We start from the raw sequence: 14,585 nt of genomic DNA on the forward strand, positions 1-14,585 counted from the left end.
CGTCCAGGAGGGCTCCACCGTGACCACAGCTCACCCCCGGGCCACGAGGACCGGCCCCGCCGGGGCAGCCGCCGGTGCGGGCGGCGCCACCGTATGGCTGACCGGGCTGCCCAGCGCGGGCAAGTCCACCCTCGCCCGTGCCCTCGCCCGGCGGCTGCACGTCAGCGGCCGCCGCGTCGAGGTCCTCGACGGCGACGAGATCCGCCAATTCCTCTCCGCGGGCCTCGGCTTCGGCCGCGCGGACCGGCACACCAACGTGCAGCGCATCGGCTTCGTCGCCGAACTCCTCGCCCGCAACGGCGTCATGGCGCTGGTCCCGGTGATCGCCCCGTACGCGGAGAGCCGGGACGCGGTCCGCGAGCGGCACGAGGCGAACGGCACCCCGTATGTGGAGGTGCACGTGGCCACCCCGGTCGAGGTGTGCTCGGTGCGCGACGTGAAGGGCCTGTACGCCAAGCAGGCCGCCGGTGAGATCTCCGGGCTGACCGGCGTCGACGACCCGTACGAGGTGCCCGGGACGCCGGAGCTGCGGATCCGGACACAGGACAGGACGGTGGCCGACACCGCCGCCGAACTGCACACCTTTCTGACCGAGAGGGGCCTGGCATGACCGTAGCGGCGCAACCCCGTGAGGCGGTGCCCGAGGACCTTGCGGTACTCCCCCACCTCGACAGCCTCGAGTCGGAGGCGGTGCACATCTTCCGTGAGGTGGCGGGTGAGTTCGAGCGGCCGGTGATCCTGTTCTCCGGCGGCAAGGACTCCATCCTCATGCTGCACCTCGCGCTGAAGGCGTTCGCGCCCGCGGCGGTGCCGTTCACGCTGCTGCACGTGGACACCGGGCACAACTTCCCCGAGGTCCTCGACTACCGCGACCGCACCGTCGAGAAGCACGGGCTGCGGCTGCACGTCGCCTCCGTGCAGGACTACATCGACCGGGGAGTGCTCAGGGAGCGCCCAGACGGGACGCGCAATCCGCTGCAGACCCTCCCGCTGACCGAGAAGATCCAGGCGGAGAGGTTCGACGCCGTCTTCGGCGGCGGGCGCCGCGACGAGGAGAAGGCGCGGGCCAAGGAGCGGGTGTTCTCGCTGCGCGACGAGTTCTCCCAGTGGGACCCGCGCCGTCAGCGTCCCGAGCTGTGGAACCTGTACAACGGCCGCCACGCCCCGGGTGAGCACGTCCGGGTCTTCCCGCTGTCCAACTGGACCGAGCTGGACGTGTGGCAGTACATCGCCCGCGAGAACATCGAACTGCCCGCCATCTACTACGCCCACGAGCGCGAGGTCTTCGCCCGCTCGGGCATGTGGCTGACCGCCGGCGAGTGGGGCGGGCCCAAGGCCGGTGAAGCCGTGGAGAAGCGGCTGGTGCGCTACCGCACCGTCGGCGACATGTCCTGCACCGGCGCCGTCGACTCGGATGCCGACAGCATCGAGAAGGTCATCGCCGAGATTGCCGTCACCCGGCTCACCGAGCGCGGCGCGACGCGTGCCGACGACAAGATGTCCGAAGCCGCGATGGAAGACCGCAAGCGCGAGGGGTACTTCTAGACATGACCAGCACCACCGAACCCACCGGAGCCCTGTCCATCTGGCAGCTGTCCGAGACCACGCTGCTGCGGTTCGCCACCGCCGGCTCCGTCGACGACGGCAAATCCACCCTCGTCGGACGCCTCCTGCACGACTCCAAGTCGGTCCTCACCGACCAGCTGGAGGCCGTCGAGCGGGCCTCCGCGAGCCGCGGCCAGGACGCCCCCGACCTCGCGCTGCTCACCGACGGCCTGCGTGCCGAACGTGAGCAGGGCATCACCATCGACGTCGCCTACCGCTACTTCGCCACCCCCAGGCGCCGGTTCATCCTCGCCGACACGCCCGGACACGTGCAATACACGCGGAACATGGTCACCGGCGCCTCCACCGCCGAACTGACCGTCATCCTGGTCGACGCCCGCAACGGGGTCGTGGAGCAGACCCGCCGGCATGCGGCGATCGCCGCTCTGCTGCGGGTGCCGCACGTCGTCCTGGCCGTGAACAAGATGGACCTGGTCGACTACCGCGAGCCCGTGTTCGCCGCGATCGCCGAGGAGTTCACCGCCTACGCCACCGAGCTGGGCGTCCCCGAGGTCACCGCCATCCCCATCTCCGCACTCGCCGGGGACAACGTGGTCGAGCCGTCGGCGGTCATGGACTGGTACGGCGGACCCACCGTGCTGGAGCACCTGGAGACCGTGCCGGTCAGCCACGACCTCGCCCACTGCCACGCCCGGCTGCCCGTGCAGTACGTGATCCGCCCGCAGAGCGCCGAACACCCCGACTACCGCGGTTACGCCGGTCAAATCGCCGCGGGCACCTTCCGCGTCGGCGACGAGATCACCGTCCTGCCCTCCGGGCGGACCTCGAAGGTGTCCGGGATCGACCTGCTCGGCGTGCCGGTCCAGGAGGCGTGGACGCCGCAGTCGGTGACGCTGCTGCTGGAGGACGACATCGACGTCTCCCGCGGTGATCTGATCGTGCCGCGCAAGGACGCCCCGGCCACCTCCCAGGATGTCGAGGCCACCGTCTGCCATGTCGCCGACGCGCCGCTCACCGTCGGCCACCGGGTCCTGCTCAAGCACGGCACCCGCACCGTCAAGGCGATCGTGAAGGACATCCCGGCCCGGCTCACCCTCGATGACCTGTCCCTGCACCCGCACCCCGGACAGCTCGCCGCCAACGACATCGGCCGGGTGACCATCCGCACCGCCGAGCCCCTGCCCGCGGACTCCTACGCCGACTCCCGCCGCACCGGCTCCTTCATCCTCATCGACCCCAACGACGGCACCACCCTCACCGCCGGCATGACCGGCGAATCCTTCGCCACACGCATCGGCCGACCGTGAGCGCCGGACCGACGAGAGGAACACCTCCCGTGCCTGCCACCACCGCCCTGCGCCGCACCGTCGCGGTCCTGGCCGCCCTGCCGCTGCTGGCCCTCGCCGGCTGCGGGTACGGCTCCCAGGCCGAGAAGGACGACGGGGCCAAGGTCGCCGCCGGTGCCGAGAAGACCGACGGTCTGGACTCCGTCCGCATCGGCTACTTCGGCAACGTCACCCACGCCACGCCGCTGGTCGGCAACCAGAAGGGCTTCTTCCAAAAAGCCCTGGGTGGCACCGAGGCCAAGTACGCCACCTTCAACGCGGGCCCCTCCGAGATCGAGGCGCTGAACTCCGGCTCCATCGACATCGGCTGGATCGGCCCCTCCCCCGCCATCAACGGCTACACCAAGTCCGGCGGCAAGAACCTGCGGATCATCGGCGGCTCCGCCTCCGGCGGCGTGAAGCTCGTGGTCAACCCCGACAAGATCAAGTCGCTGAAGGACGTCAAGGGCAAGCGCATCGCCACCCCGCAGCTCGGCAACACCCAGGACGTCGCCTTCCTCCACTGGATCGCCGAGCAGGGCTGGAAGACCGACGCGCAGTCCGGCAAGGGCGACGTGACCGTCGTGCGCAGCGACAACAAGGTCACCCCGGACGCCTACAAGTCCGGTTCCCTCGACGGTGCCTGGGTGCCCGAGCCGACCGCGTCGAAGCTGGTCGCCGAGGGCGGCAAGGTGCTGCTGGACGAGTCGGCGCTGTGGCCCGACGGGAAGTTCGTGATCACGAACATCATCGTGTCGCAGAAGTTCCTCAAAGAGCACCCGAAGGCCGTCGAGGCGGTGCTGAAGGCATCGGTCGACACCAACGAGTGGATCAAGGCCAACCCGGACGAGGCGAAGGCCGCCGCCAACAAGCAGCTGGAGAAGGACACCGGCAAGGCCCTGCCCGCCGACGTCCTCGACCCGGCGTGGAAGTCGATCCAGCTCACCGACGACCCCCTGGCCGCCACCCTCGACGCCCAGGCCGAACACGCCGTCAAGGCCGGCCTGCTCGACCAGCCCGACCTGGGCGGCATCTACGACCTCACGCTGCTCAACAAGGTCCTCAAGGCCAAGGGCAAGCCCACCGTCGACGACGCCGGACTCGGCCGCCGACCCTAGGCAGCCCGGCCGATCACGCCCAGGGACCAGGACCAGGGACCAGGAGGTTCGACCGACCATGGCCACGACCACGACCCCGCCCGTCGCCGAGGACACCCGGGCCGGTGCAGCCACCACCGCCGGGAAGACCGCGGCCACCGCGTACGCCGCCCGTATCGAGCACGTCTCGAAGTCGTTCGCGGGCCCCGCCGGGCAGCAGCTCGTGCTGGACGACATCACCCTCGATGTCGCGCCCGGCGAGTTCGTCACCCTCCTGGGGGCCTCCGGCTGCGGCAAGTCCACCCTGCTCAACCTGGTGGCGGGCCTGGACCGGCCCAGCACCGGCGAGATCACCACCGACGGACGCCCCGCCCTGATGTTCCAGGAGCACGCCCTCTTCCCCTGGCTCACCGCGGGCAAGAACATCGAACTCGCCCTCAAACTGCGCGGCGTGCCCAAGACAGAGCGCCGCGAGAAGGCGGAGGAACTGCTCGAACTCGTCCGGCTCAAGGGCGCGCACGGCAAGCGGGTGCACGAGCTGTCCGGCGGCATGCGCCAGCGCGTCGCGCTCGCCCGGGCACTGGCCCAGGAGAGCAAACTCCTGCTGATGGACGAGCCGTTCGCGGCGCTGGACGCCATCACCCGCGACGTCCTGCACGACGAACTGACCCGCATCTGGCGCGAGACCCAGCTGTCCGTCCTGTTCGTCACCCACAACGTGCGCGAGGCCGTCCGCCTCGCCGAGCGCGTGGTGCTGCTGTCCTCCCGCCCCGGCCGCATCGCCCGCCAGTGGACCGTGGGCATTCCGCAGCCGCGCCGCATTGAGGACACCGCCGTGGCGGAGCTGTCCGTCGAGATCACCGAAGAACTCCGTGGGGAGATCCGCCGCCATGGCCAGCACTGACTCCTCCCTGAAGGGTGACGCCGACCTCGCCGGCCTGGAAGCGGGCCTCGACGCCCTGGAGACCCGGCACAGGACCCGTATCCCCTTGCGGCAGACCCTCGTGGAGAAGATCCTGCCCCCGGCCGTCGCCGTCCTGCTGGTGCTCGCCATGTGGCAGGCACTGGTCTCCTTCAAGATCGTCGACGACCCGACCCGGCTGCCCGCGCCCTCCGCCGTGTGGGACGTCGTCCACCAGGCCTGGCTCGAGGGCGAGTTGCTCGGCTACATCTGGACCAGCGTCTCGCGCGGACTCTCCGGCTTCCTGCTCGCCCTGGTGATCGGCACCCCTCTCGGGCTGCTGGTCGCCCGGGTCAAGGTCGTCCGCGCCGCCATCGGACCCATCCTGTCCGGCCTCCAGTCCCTGCCGTCCGTGGCCTGGGTACCCCCCGCCGTCATCTGGCTGGGCCTGAACAACTCGATGATGTACGCCGTCATCCTGCTCGGCGCGGTCCCCTCCATCGCCAACGGCCTCGTCTCCGGCGTCGACCAGGTCCCGCCGCTCTTCCTGCGCGCCGGCCGCACGCTGGGCGCCACCGGACTCAAGGGCACCTGGCACATCGTCCTGCCGGCCGCGCTGCCCGGCTACGTCGCCGGCCTCAAGCAGGGCTGGGCCTTCTCCTGGCGCTCCCTGATGGCCGCCGAGATCATCGCCTCCTTCCCCGACCTCGGGGTGGGCCTGGGGCAGCTGCTGGAGAACGGCCGCAACGCCAGCGACATGGCCATGGTCTTCGAAGCCATCCTCCTCATCCTCATCGTCGGCATCGCCATCGACCTGCTCGTCTTCAGCCCGCTGGAGCGGTGGGTCCTGCGCAGCCGCGGCCTGCGGGCCGCGTTCTGACGGCGATGTGCCGTGCCGCCCGTTCGCTCCAGCCGCGTTCGACCGGTCGGCGAACGGTTCTCGAGAAGCCTCGCCCAGGGTGACGGTCAACGGTTGACCGGCGCGAGGAGGCCGACATGCGGGCACAGCACGCATCCGACGTGAAAGCGATCGGCGGGGGTCCGGCCCGGCGGAGCGCACCTCCACCGCGCCGTCGCCCGGGATGTGCCGGGCCGCCCGAGCCGTCGGCCGGCGAGCGCTACGGCGCCTCGCCCGAGCGGAGGCGGGCATGACACGCCGTGTCGCGGTGGTGGGCGCCGGCGCGGCGGGGGCCCTGACGGCGGTTCAACTGATGCGCCGTGCCGAACGGGCCGGGCGCGGCCTCGGGATATGGCTGATCGACCCTGCCGCGCACACGGGCCGAGGTGTCGCCTACAGCACGCCCGACCCCCGTCACCTGCTCAATGTGCCCGCCGCCCGCATGAGCGCCTTCCCCGATGACCCCGGGCACTTCCTGCGTTGGTTCGCCGGCCGGCACCCGCACGTCACGCCCGGTGACTTCGCCCCCCGCAAGGAGTACGGGCGTTACCTGAGCGACGTCGTCGAGCAGACCGTGCGGGGGAGCCGGCACGCCCGGCTGCACCGGGTGCGGGAGCGGGTCGTCGACGTCCGCGACCGGCCGGCCGGGCCGGTGCTGCGTCTCGCCGGCGGGGGTGAACTGGGCGTGGACGCCGCCGTACTGGCGCTGGGCGGCCTGGGTCCCGAACACGCCTGGGCCGGTCCGGTGCTCAGGGCGTCCGAGCGCTTCGTCGCCGATCCCTGGGCGCCGGGGGCTCTGGACGGCGTGGCCGGAAAAGAGGACGTGCTGCTCGTCGGCACCGGTCTGACCATGGTCGACGTGGCCGTCACCCTGGCCCGCCCCGGCCGGGTGCTGCACGCGGTGTCCCGGCACGGGCTCCTGCCCCAGGAGCACCTGGACGTGGCGGCCACGGCGCAGCGGCCTCCTGAGCTGGACGGCAGCCAAGGTCTGGACGCGCTGCGCCGCGGCGTGCGGCGGTATCTGGCGGCCTGCCGCCGTTCCCGCGGGGACTGGCGGCCGGCGATGGACGGGCTGCGTCCGGTGACGGCGGCCCTGTGGCAGCAGCTGTCCGCGGAGGACCGCAGACGCTTCCTGAAGGAGGACCTGCGGGCCTGGGAGGTGCACCGCCACCGCGTGGCCCCCGCGACGGCGGTCGCGCTGCGTGCGTTGCGGGCCTGCGGACGGCTGCGGGTGGCCGCCGCGGAGGTGGTCCGGGCCGTGCCCGACGAGAACGCGGTGACCGTCGTCCTGAGCGACGGCAGGCAGCTGCGGGCCGGCGCGGTCGTCAACTGCACCGGGTCGCGCATGGACCTGCGCCGCACGGACGACCCCCTGGTGCGCGGCCTGCTGGAGCGTGGCCATGCCCGGACCGGCCCGGCCGACCTCGGCCTCGATACCCGGGACGACGGACGGCTGGTGCCCGCGGCCGGGGCCCCGGCCGCGCGGCTGTGGACGATCGGGGCCGCCCGGCGCGGGAACCTGCTGGAGACCACCGCCGTACCGGAGATCCGGGCGCAGGCCGGCGAGGTCGCCGGCGCGGTGCTGGAGGCGCTCGCCGCCCGCCGGGTGCCCCGGCCGGCCGTGCGCGAGCGGCGTGCGGCGCGGGACGCCGGAGGGGCCCCGCCGCCGCTCCACGGCGCTCTGCCTTTCCTCCAGCGGGACGCGACGGATCACCTGCTGGTCCTTGAGATGCGTCAATCAAGGTGGCGGTGAATGGTTGACCGGCGAAACGGAGACCGTCATGCGGGCACGGCACGCATCCGCCCTGCGCACCATCGGCAGGAACGTCGGCGAGGGCCTCATGTGGATGGGGTTCGGATGGTTCGGGGCGCATCCGCCCCACCCCTGGTCGGGTTACGTGACGGCGCCCACCGAGCAGCCGTGCCTGCCTCCGCTGTCGGAGGAGGAGTTCGCCCGGTGGACGACCGCGGCCAGACACCTGTGAGAGGGGGCCGCGGCCGTTCCGCGGCCTGCGCACGATCCCTCCCGAAGACAAGGAGACCAGGGTGACCAGCACCAGGCCGGCCACTGCCCACGTTCCCGTGCAGAAGCGGCGCATCCTCAAGCTGTTCCGTCCGTACCGCAAGAGCCTGCTGTTCGTCGCGTTCCTGGTCGCCGCATCTTCGCTGGTCTCCCTCGTCAACCCCTTCCTGATCCGCGAGATCATCGACGTGGCGCTGCCGCAGGGCAGGACGGGACTGCTGTCGCTGCTGGCTCTGGGCATGGTCGTCGTCGCGATCGCCAACAGCTCGTTCAACGTGTGGCAGACCTATCTGTCCGCCAAGGTGGGCCAGCTCGTCATGCACGACCTGCGCACCGCCGTCTACTCCCACCTCCAGCGCATGTCGCTGGCCTTCTTCACCCGGACCCGCACCGGTGAGGTCCAGTCGCGGATCGCCAACGACATCGGCGGGATGCAGGTGACCGTGACGACCACCGCGACGGCACTGGTGTCGGACGTGACCACCGTCATCACCACGGTCACCGCGATGGCCCTGCTCGACTGGCGGCTCACGCTCGCGTCGCTGGTCGTCCTGCCCGGCTTCGTCTGGGTCAGCCGCCATGTCGGGGACGAGTTGCGCGGCCTCACCCGGGCCCGGCAGCGCCAGTTCGCCGACCTGTCGTCGAACGTCCAGGAGTCGCTGTCGGTCAGCGGCATCATGCTCGGCCACACCATGGGCCGTTCGCGCTCGCTGAGCGACGCCTTCGCGGGACAGTCCCGCAAACTCACCGACATCGAGGTGCGCGCCAGCACGGCGGGCCTGTGGTACCAGTCCACGATCTGGATCGTCATGGCCGCCATGCCCGCGGTGATCTACTGGGTGGCGGGCCTGACCGGCAGCGGCGGCCACATGTCCATCTCCATCGGCGCGCTGGTCGCCTTCGCCACGCTCCAGCAGATCCTGTTCCGGCCGGCGCAGCGGCTGCTCACCATCGGGCTGGACATCCAGAGTTCCCTGGAGTTGTTCGGGCGTATCTTCGAGTACCTCGACCTGCCCGTCGACGTCGCCGAGCCCGAGCACCCGGTGGTGCCGGCGAGCCTGCGGGGCGAGGTGCGGCTGCGCGGGGTCGGCTTCAGCTACGCGGGCGCCGAGCGGCCGACGCTGGACGGCGTCGACGTGACGGTCGCCGCCGGGCACAGCCTCGCCGTCGTCGGTGAGACCGGCTCGGGCAAGACGACCCTGAGCTACCTCATCCCGCGCCTGTACGACGCGACGTCCGGCACCGTCACGATCGACGGCATCGACGTGCGCGACCTGTCGTTCGACACGCTCGCCGCCGCCGTCGGCGTCGTGTCCCAGGAGACGTATCTCTTCCACGCCTCGGTCGCCGACAACCTCCGGTTCGCCAAACCCGACGCGAGTGACGAGGAGCTGGTCGCCGCGGCGCGGGTGGCGCACATCCACGACTACCTGATGTCCCTGCCCGACGGCTACGACACGGTGGTGGGCGAGCGCGGGTACCGCTTCTCCGGCGGGGAGAAGCAGCGCCTGGCCATCGCCCGTGCCATCCTGCGCGATCCGCCCGTCCTGGTGCTCGACGAGGCCACCAGCGCGCTGGACACCCAGACGGAACGGGCCGTCCAGCAGGCCATCGACGCGGCGAGTGCCGGACGCACCACCATCACGGTCGCGCACCGGCTGTCGACCGTACGCAATGCCGACGAGATCCTCGTCCTGGAGCGCGGCCGGGTCGCCGAGCGCGGCACCCACGACGAGCTCCTCGCCCTGGACGGTCACTACGCCACGCTGGTGCGCCGGGACGGCGAGATGGCCGTCGTGTAGGCCGGCGCCGGGCGGGGGGCCGTGCAGCGGATCTCGAGCGGATCTGGAGGGGGCATTGCCTACGATCCGCGCATGGAGACCGCGTCTGCCGAAATACCGGACCCGCCCTCAGTCGCCCGGCGCACCCTGCTGAGGGGCAGCGCCGTCGCCGGCCTGGGGGCGTTCGTGTCCTCGTCGTCCGTCTTCGCCGCGGCCGACCCGGCGTCGCCCGGCGGTCCCGAGCCGTCGGCGGACGGACTGCTGCTGACCAAGTTCCGGGACCCGCTGCGTACGCCGCCGGTGCTCCGCCCGCGCGACCGCGGGGGGCACGACGCGCTGACCGTGCGCATGCGCACCGCCGACGTCACCGTGCACTCGGAACTGCCCGCGGTGCGGATGTGGACGTACGAGGGAAGTTACCCGGGCCCGACGATCGAGACGGTCCGCGGCCGCCGGCTGCGCGTCACCTGGGAGAACGGTCTGACCGGGAGCATCCCGGTCACCGCTGTGGAGTTCGGCCGGCCCGGTGCCCCCATGCCGGACCCGCTGTCCAACTACCCCGGCACACAGGGCTGTCAGGATGTGGCCGCGGTGGCCGGCCTGGAGCCGTGGGCCGCCGTGCACCTGCACGGGATGCTGACCGGCGGCGGCAACGACGGCTGGATGGAGAATCTCGTCGCTCCGGGCGAGGTGCAGTTGTCGGCGTACCCGAACGACCAGGCCGCCACGACCCTCTGGTACCACGACCACACCCACCACGTCAGCCGCTTCAGCGTGTACGCCGGTCTCGCGGGCCTGTTCGTCTCCCGCAACGAGGAGGAACGGGCCCTGGACCTGCCCCGGGGCAGACACGAGGTGCCGCTGGTGCTCAGCGACCGCAACTTCGCCCTGGACGACTCGGGGGCCCTCACCGGGCGTCTGGTGCACAAGGTGGAGATGGTCGGCACCAAGCTCATGCGGGCCCACGCCGCCCCGTACACCCTGGTCAACGGCGTGGTCTGGCCCTATCTCGAGGTTCAGCCGCGCTGGTACCGGTTCCGGATCGTCAACACGGCCAACTCCCGGATGTACCGGCTGATGCTGCTGGCCGACGGCCGGCCCGTCCCCGGGGCCTTGCAGGTGATCGGCACCGACCAGGGGCTGATCGACAGGCCGCTGCCGGTCGAGGGAGCGCTCAACCTCTCCTCCGGCGAGCGCGCCGACGTGCTGGTCGACTTCAGCCCGTTGCGCGGCCGGTCCGTCAAACTGGTCAACACGATGGAGGGCGTCTCCCCCGGCGATTCCAGCACCCGCCACGACCTGCTGGAACCCGACGTGATGCAGTTCCGCGTCGCAGGCCGGGGGTCCACCGGACGGTTCACGCTGCCCGAGACCCTCTCGCCCACCTTCCAGCGGCCCACGCACCACGACCTGCCGCACGGCGGCCGGCCCCGGTGGGTGGTGCTGGTCGGTCCGGGCACGGCCAACGTGCCCGAGCTGTGGGAGATGGAGGAGATGGAGCAGTCCGAGGCGGAGGGGATCACGTTGCCGTCCGCCGGGATCGTCCAGGTCGAGGACGCCGAGGGAACGGTCACGACCCTGCGCCGCACGGCCATGCACTACGACGACGGCAACGCCTTCACCGTGGCGCACCACGGCGTGGAGATCTGGAAGTACCTCAACCTCGCCGCCTCGCCCCACCCCATGCACATCCACCTGGCCCACTTCCACGTGCTGTCCCGCGAGAACTACGACGTGACCGGCTTCGACCGGGTCGTGCGGGGCTCGGCCAGGCCGGTCTCGTTCCTGGGAGCGGCACAGCTGGAGGCGCACGAGCTCGGGGAGAAGGACACCGTCCGGGTGGGCACGGCCGGCCAGATCGTCCCCGGCCCGGACGGGACACCGGGCGAGATGGTCACCGTGGCGGTGCGGTTCCCCGTCGTCGGCAGGGGCGTGCACCACTGCCACATGCTGGAGCACGAGCAGCACATGGTGCGCCCGCTGGTGGTCGGCCCGGCCGCCCACCGGCACGCGAGCGGCCACCACCACTGACACGAGGAGTGCCCGCGGCGGTGGACGGCGCGGGCACTCGGTGCGGCGAATCCGCGGGAGTTGGCGGCAGTGCGGTCAGGCAGCCTTGCGGACGATCTCCACCGGACCGGCGTCCAGGAGGGTCCGGACGGCCCCCTCGCCGCCGGCGACGTCCAGGGACATGTCGTGGAGACGGCCGATGACGTTCCGGACGACCTTTTCCGGCTGCGTCTTCTCGGTGCCCTCCCAGACCAGCTCCGGGAAAACCGTCAGGTAGACCTTGTCGTTTCCCTGGCTGTAGATGTTCACTTCCATGACGTCACGGAGAGCCATCCGGGCTTCGTAGATCAGATTGTTCATGTGCCACCGACTTTCGGTATCCGTTTCTGAGACTTCCTGGCCACACGTACCGATCTCATGATGGTCAGCGGGCGAAGGGCGCGCAACGACGTCCGGAGATTACCTGTTCAACTGCGGGAAATCCGCGATTGAACGGGCTTGCCAATTGGCGGTGTTTGACAGAAAAAGGCCGTCCTGCGGACCATCGGTACTGTTCGCAAATGCTGTAGGCCGCGTCCCACGAAAAGCATCCGGAGTGCCATGAAAATCCTGTTCATCACCACAGGCAGCCAGGCCACCTACTATGCCGCTGCTCCGTTGGCGACGGCCGCGCGCAACGCGGGCCACCACGTCATGCTGGCCGCCCACGAGCCGTGGGTGGAGACCGCGGAGGCCATCGGTCTTCCCACCTTCTGCTTCACCGTGGACCCGATCCGGCACTTCATGCGGATCACCAACCCGGGCAAGGGGCTGCGCTTCCCCCGGGAGCTGGGCGACGAGGAGATGCACGGGCAGGGCCGCGGCTTCGCGAAGATGGGCCTGGCCGGCGTCGAGTCCCTGCTGGAACTGGCCAAGGACTGGACCCCGGACGTGGTCGTGGGCAGCTCGCAGAGCTACGCGGCGATGCTGCTCGCCGCCCACCTGAAGGTCCCGTACGTGCGCCACATCGAGTACCTGGGCATTCCGCTCACCGGTATCGACCCGGGCGCCGAGGAGGAGCTGCGGCCCGAGATGGAGCGGCTGGGCGTCGACGGGCTGCTCAAGCCCGACCTGCTGCTCGACTCGACGCCCCCGTCGCTGCGGCCCGTCCACGACCCGGCGGCGCAGCCGATGCGCTGGATCCCCAGCAACCCGCAGCGCCGGCTGGAGCGCTGGATGTACACCCGCCCCGAGGGCCGCAAGCGGGTGGTGATCACCTCCGGCTTCCGCAGCCTGATGTTCCGCGACCCGGGCTGGTCCATGCCGCTGCTCGTCAAGGAGCTGGACAAGCTGGGTGCCGAGGCACTGATCGCGGCGAACCCCGGCGCCGTGGAGCGGTTCGGCACCGAGCTGGGCGACGCCCGCGTCGGGTGGATCCCGATCGACGTCACCGCCGCCACCTGCGACCTGGCGGTCCATCACGGCGGCGCCACCACCGCCACGACGCTGATGGCCAACGGCGTGCCGCAGCTGGTCATCCCGGAGAACCCGCCGGAGTTCCCGCCGAACTACCACCGGGAGGCCATCGCCAAGGCCATCACCGGCTTCGGCGCCGGCAAGACCCTGTGGCCGCAGGCCCAGGAGCCCGACAAGGCGCCGGGCGAAGTGATCGCCGCGGCCTGCCGGGAACTGCTGGAGAACCCCGGCTACACCGAGCGGACGCAGTTCATCGCCAAGGAGATCTCGACGCTGCCCACGCCGTCCGAGATCGTGCCCAAGCTGGAGGCCCTGGTCTGACGGCAGGCGCGTCGTCCTTAGGCAACGCGAGTCGCCCTGGGACCGCGGAGAGGTTCTCCGCCGGTTCCAGGGCGATTCGCGTTGCCCGCGCGGTGGCCGGGACGCCGGCGACGCCGGTCAGCGGGCGGCCAGGGCCTCGATGTCGCGCAGCACCTCGTCCGGCGTGGGCAGCGCGGCGCTCTCCGCGGCGAGGATGCGGGTCCGCTCGGCGTACCGCGGGTTGTCGAGGATCGACCGGCAGGCCGTGACGGTCACCTCGTCCGGGTCCTGGCCGGCCTCCGGCCGGTGCCGGTCGACCATCACGGCGGCGCCGAAGCCGCTGACGGCCTCCGCGACGGCCTTGCCGTAGCCGTTGTCGGGGACGATCAGCTGCGGCACGCCGGCGTTGATCAGCGTCATCGCGGTGGTCGCGCCGCCGTGGTGGACCGCCAGGTCACAGGTGGGGGCGACGACGTCCAGGGGGATCCAGCCGATGCGCACGTCGCCCAGTTCCGCGCCGTAGCGCTCGGCGGCCTCGGGCAGCGCCGCGATCAGCACCTCGGCTCCCGTCCCGGTCAGCCCGTCCACCAGCCGGCGCAGCGAGCTGCCGGGGGTGTCGAGCATCAGGTTGCGGGTGCCCGCGGTGATCAGCACCCGGCGGCGGCCCTCGGGGCGGGTGTACATCCACGGCTCGACCCGGCGCTGGCTCACCCGGGGGACCCAGCGCATCGCCCGTCCGGCGGGGGCGCCCGGCGGGCGCAGGGACGGCGGGCACAGGTCGACGAAGAGGTCGGGCTCCGGGAGTTCGGCCAGCCCGAGGCGTTCCAGCTGCGGCTGGAGTTCGGCCACCGCCGTGCGGTCCCGGCGTGCCATCGGGGCGATGTACCAGATGTGCCGGACGAAGGGGACCTTGAGCCGGGCGGCGAGCACCCGCGGGACGTGGGAGAGGCCGCCGACGACCACGTCCGGGGACCACTGCCGGGTCAGTTCCAGCAGGGCGTCGATCCGGACGGTGGCCGTCATCGCGTCCTGGCCGTAGCGCATGCGCTCGGGGGTGATGCAGACCGCGGGGAGTCCGACGGACTGTGCGGCCGCCATCAGCGGTTCGTCGGCCGCCAGCAGGATCTCGTGGCCCGCGTTGCGGGCGGCGGCGGCGAGCGGGGCGACGCCGAAGACTGCCGCCTGGCTGCCTCCGACGGTGAAAAGCATTTTCATGGCTGTCGCACTTC

13 protein-coding genes are annotated in these 14,585 nt (G+C 71.4%); 11 read left to right on the top strand and 2 right to left on the bottom strand.

Going from position 1 to position 14,585, the window contains the following annotated elements; translation table 11 throughout:
- The first annotated feature begins 19 nt into the window (after window positions 1-19).
- The 10 genes from cysC (at window position 20) to ACGF3J_RS35545 (ending at window position 11,622) form a co-directional block, all read left to right on the top strand.
- Window positions 20-610, top strand: coding sequence for an adenylyl-sulfate kinase (cysC, locus tag ACGF3J_RS35500; RefSeq protein ID WP_393855653.1), 591 nt, complete (start codon window positions 20-22; stop codon window positions 608-610).
- Window positions 607-1,545 (top strand): sulfate adenylyltransferase subunit CysD, encoded by a 939-nt coding sequence (gene cysD, locus ACGF3J_RS35505; RefSeq protein ID WP_393855654.1) that lies wholly within the window; start codon window positions 607-609, stop codon window positions 1,543-1,545. Before cysC ends, cysD begins: the two co-directional genes overlap by 4 nt.
- A gap of 2 nt (window positions 1,546-1,547) precedes the next feature.
- Window positions 1,548-2,873, top strand: a complete 1,326-nt coding sequence (locus ACGF3J_RS35510) for a sulfate adenylyltransferase subunit 1 (RefSeq protein WP_393855655.1) — start codon at window positions 1,548-1,550, stop codon at window positions 2,871-2,873.
- 29 nt (window positions 2,874-2,902) lie between these two features.
- On the top strand, window positions 2,903-4,009 hold the full coding sequence (locus tag ACGF3J_RS35515) for an aliphatic sulfonate ABC transporter substrate-binding protein (protein WP_393855656.1): 1,107 nt from the start codon (window positions 2,903-2,905) through the stop codon (window positions 4,007-4,009).
- Between the two features lie 58 nt (window positions 4,010-4,067).
- Window positions 4,068-4,892 carry an ABC transporter ATP-binding protein gene (locus tag ACGF3J_RS35520; RefSeq protein ID WP_393855657.1) on the top strand — a complete coding sequence of 275 codons (825 nt, stop codon included), beginning with the start codon at window positions 4,068-4,070 and terminating at the stop codon, window positions 4,890-4,892.
- Window positions 4,879-5,769, top strand: coding sequence for an ABC transporter permease (locus ACGF3J_RS35525; RefSeq protein WP_393855658.1), 891 nt, complete (start codon window positions 4,879-4,881; stop codon window positions 5,767-5,769). Before ACGF3J_RS35520 ends, ACGF3J_RS35525 begins: the two co-directional genes overlap by 14 nt.
- Before the next feature lie 268 nt (window positions 5,770-6,037).
- Window positions 6,038-7,540 carry an FAD/NAD(P)-binding protein gene (locus tag ACGF3J_RS35530; protein WP_393855659.1) on the top strand — a complete coding sequence of 501 codons (1,503 nt, stop codon included), beginning with the start codon at window positions 6,038-6,040 and terminating at the stop codon, window positions 7,538-7,540.
- A 4-nt stretch (window positions 7,541-7,544) separates the two neighbouring features.
- Window positions 7,545-7,772, top strand: coding sequence for a hypothetical protein (locus ACGF3J_RS35535; protein ID WP_393855660.1), 228 nt, complete (start codon window positions 7,545-7,547; stop codon window positions 7,770-7,772).
- Between the two features lie 61 nt (window positions 7,773-7,833).
- Complete coding sequence (locus tag ACGF3J_RS35540) at window positions 7,834-9,612, top strand: ABC transporter ATP-binding protein (RefSeq protein WP_393855661.1); 1,779 nt, start codon at window positions 7,834-7,836, stop codon at window positions 9,610-9,612.
- A gap of 72 nt (window positions 9,613-9,684) precedes the next feature.
- Complete coding sequence (locus tag ACGF3J_RS35545) at window positions 9,685-11,622, top strand: multicopper oxidase family protein (RefSeq protein ID WP_393855662.1); 1,938 nt, start codon at window positions 9,685-9,687, stop codon at window positions 11,620-11,622.
- Between the two features lie 75 nt (window positions 11,623-11,697).
- On the opposite strand, the gene ACGF3J_RS35550 is transcribed toward ACGF3J_RS35545, so the two are convergent.
- Complete coding sequence (locus ACGF3J_RS35550; RefSeq protein ID WP_237552600.1) at window positions 11,698-11,934, bottom strand: hypothetical protein; 237 nt, start codon at window positions 11,932-11,934, stop codon at window positions 11,698-11,700.
- Between the two features lie 267 nt (window positions 11,935-12,201).
- Between ACGF3J_RS35550 and ACGF3J_RS35555 the strand changes: the two genes are divergently transcribed.
- Window positions 12,202-13,377, top strand: a complete 1,176-nt coding sequence (locus ACGF3J_RS35555; protein WP_386934166.1) for a glycosyltransferase — start codon at window positions 12,202-12,204, stop codon at window positions 13,375-13,377.
- Window positions 13,378-13,494: 117 nt separating this feature from the next.
- Here ACGF3J_RS35555 and ACGF3J_RS35560 read toward each other — a convergent pair whose 3' ends face one another.
- Window positions 13,495-14,571: a nucleotide disphospho-sugar-binding domain-containing protein gene (locus ACGF3J_RS35560; protein ID WP_393855663.1), complete on the bottom strand. Its 1,077-nt coding sequence runs from the start codon at window positions 14,569-14,571 to the stop codon at window positions 13,495-13,497.
- Window positions 14,572-14,585: the final 14 nt, after the last annotated feature.

The organism is Streptomyces sp. NPDC048171 (assembly GCF_043202655.1).
Classification (GTDB): domain Bacteria; phylum Actinomycetota; class Actinomycetes; order Streptomycetales; family Streptomycetaceae; genus Streptomyces.

Coding starts and splice junctions, on each gene's coding strand:
- ACGF3J_RS35525 (WP_393855658.1), top strand. CDS start 4,879: ATGGCCAGCACTGACTCCTCCCTGAAGGGTGACGCCGACCTCGCCGGC.
- ACGF3J_RS35555 (WP_386934166.1), top strand. CDS start 12,202: ATGAAAATCCTGTTCATCACCACAGGCAGCCAGGCCACCTACTATGCC.
- ACGF3J_RS35560 (WP_393855663.1), bottom strand. CDS start 14,571: ATGAAAATGCTTTTCACCGTCGGAGGCAGCCAGGCGGCAGTCTTCGGC.
- ACGF3J_RS35545 (WP_393855662.1), top strand. CDS start 9,685: ATGGAGACCGCGTCTGCCGAAATACCGGACCCGCCCTCAGTCGCCCGG.
- ACGF3J_RS35520 (WP_393855657.1), top strand. CDS start 4,068: ATGGCCACGACCACGACCCCGCCCGTCGCCGAGGACACCCGGGCCGGT.
- ACGF3J_RS35550 (WP_237552600.1), bottom strand. CDS start 11,934: ATGGCTCTCCGTGACGTCATGGAAGTGAACATCTACAGCCAGGGAAAC.
- cysD (WP_393855654.1), top strand. CDS start 607: ATGACCGTAGCGGCGCAACCCCGTGAGGCGGTGCCCGAGGACCTTGCG.
- ACGF3J_RS35530 (WP_393855659.1), top strand. CDS start 6,038: ATGACACGCCGTGTCGCGGTGGTGGGCGCCGGCGCGGCGGGGGCCCTG.
- ACGF3J_RS35510 (WP_393855655.1), top strand. CDS start 1,548: ATGACCAGCACCACCGAACCCACCGGAGCCCTGTCCATCTGGCAGCTG.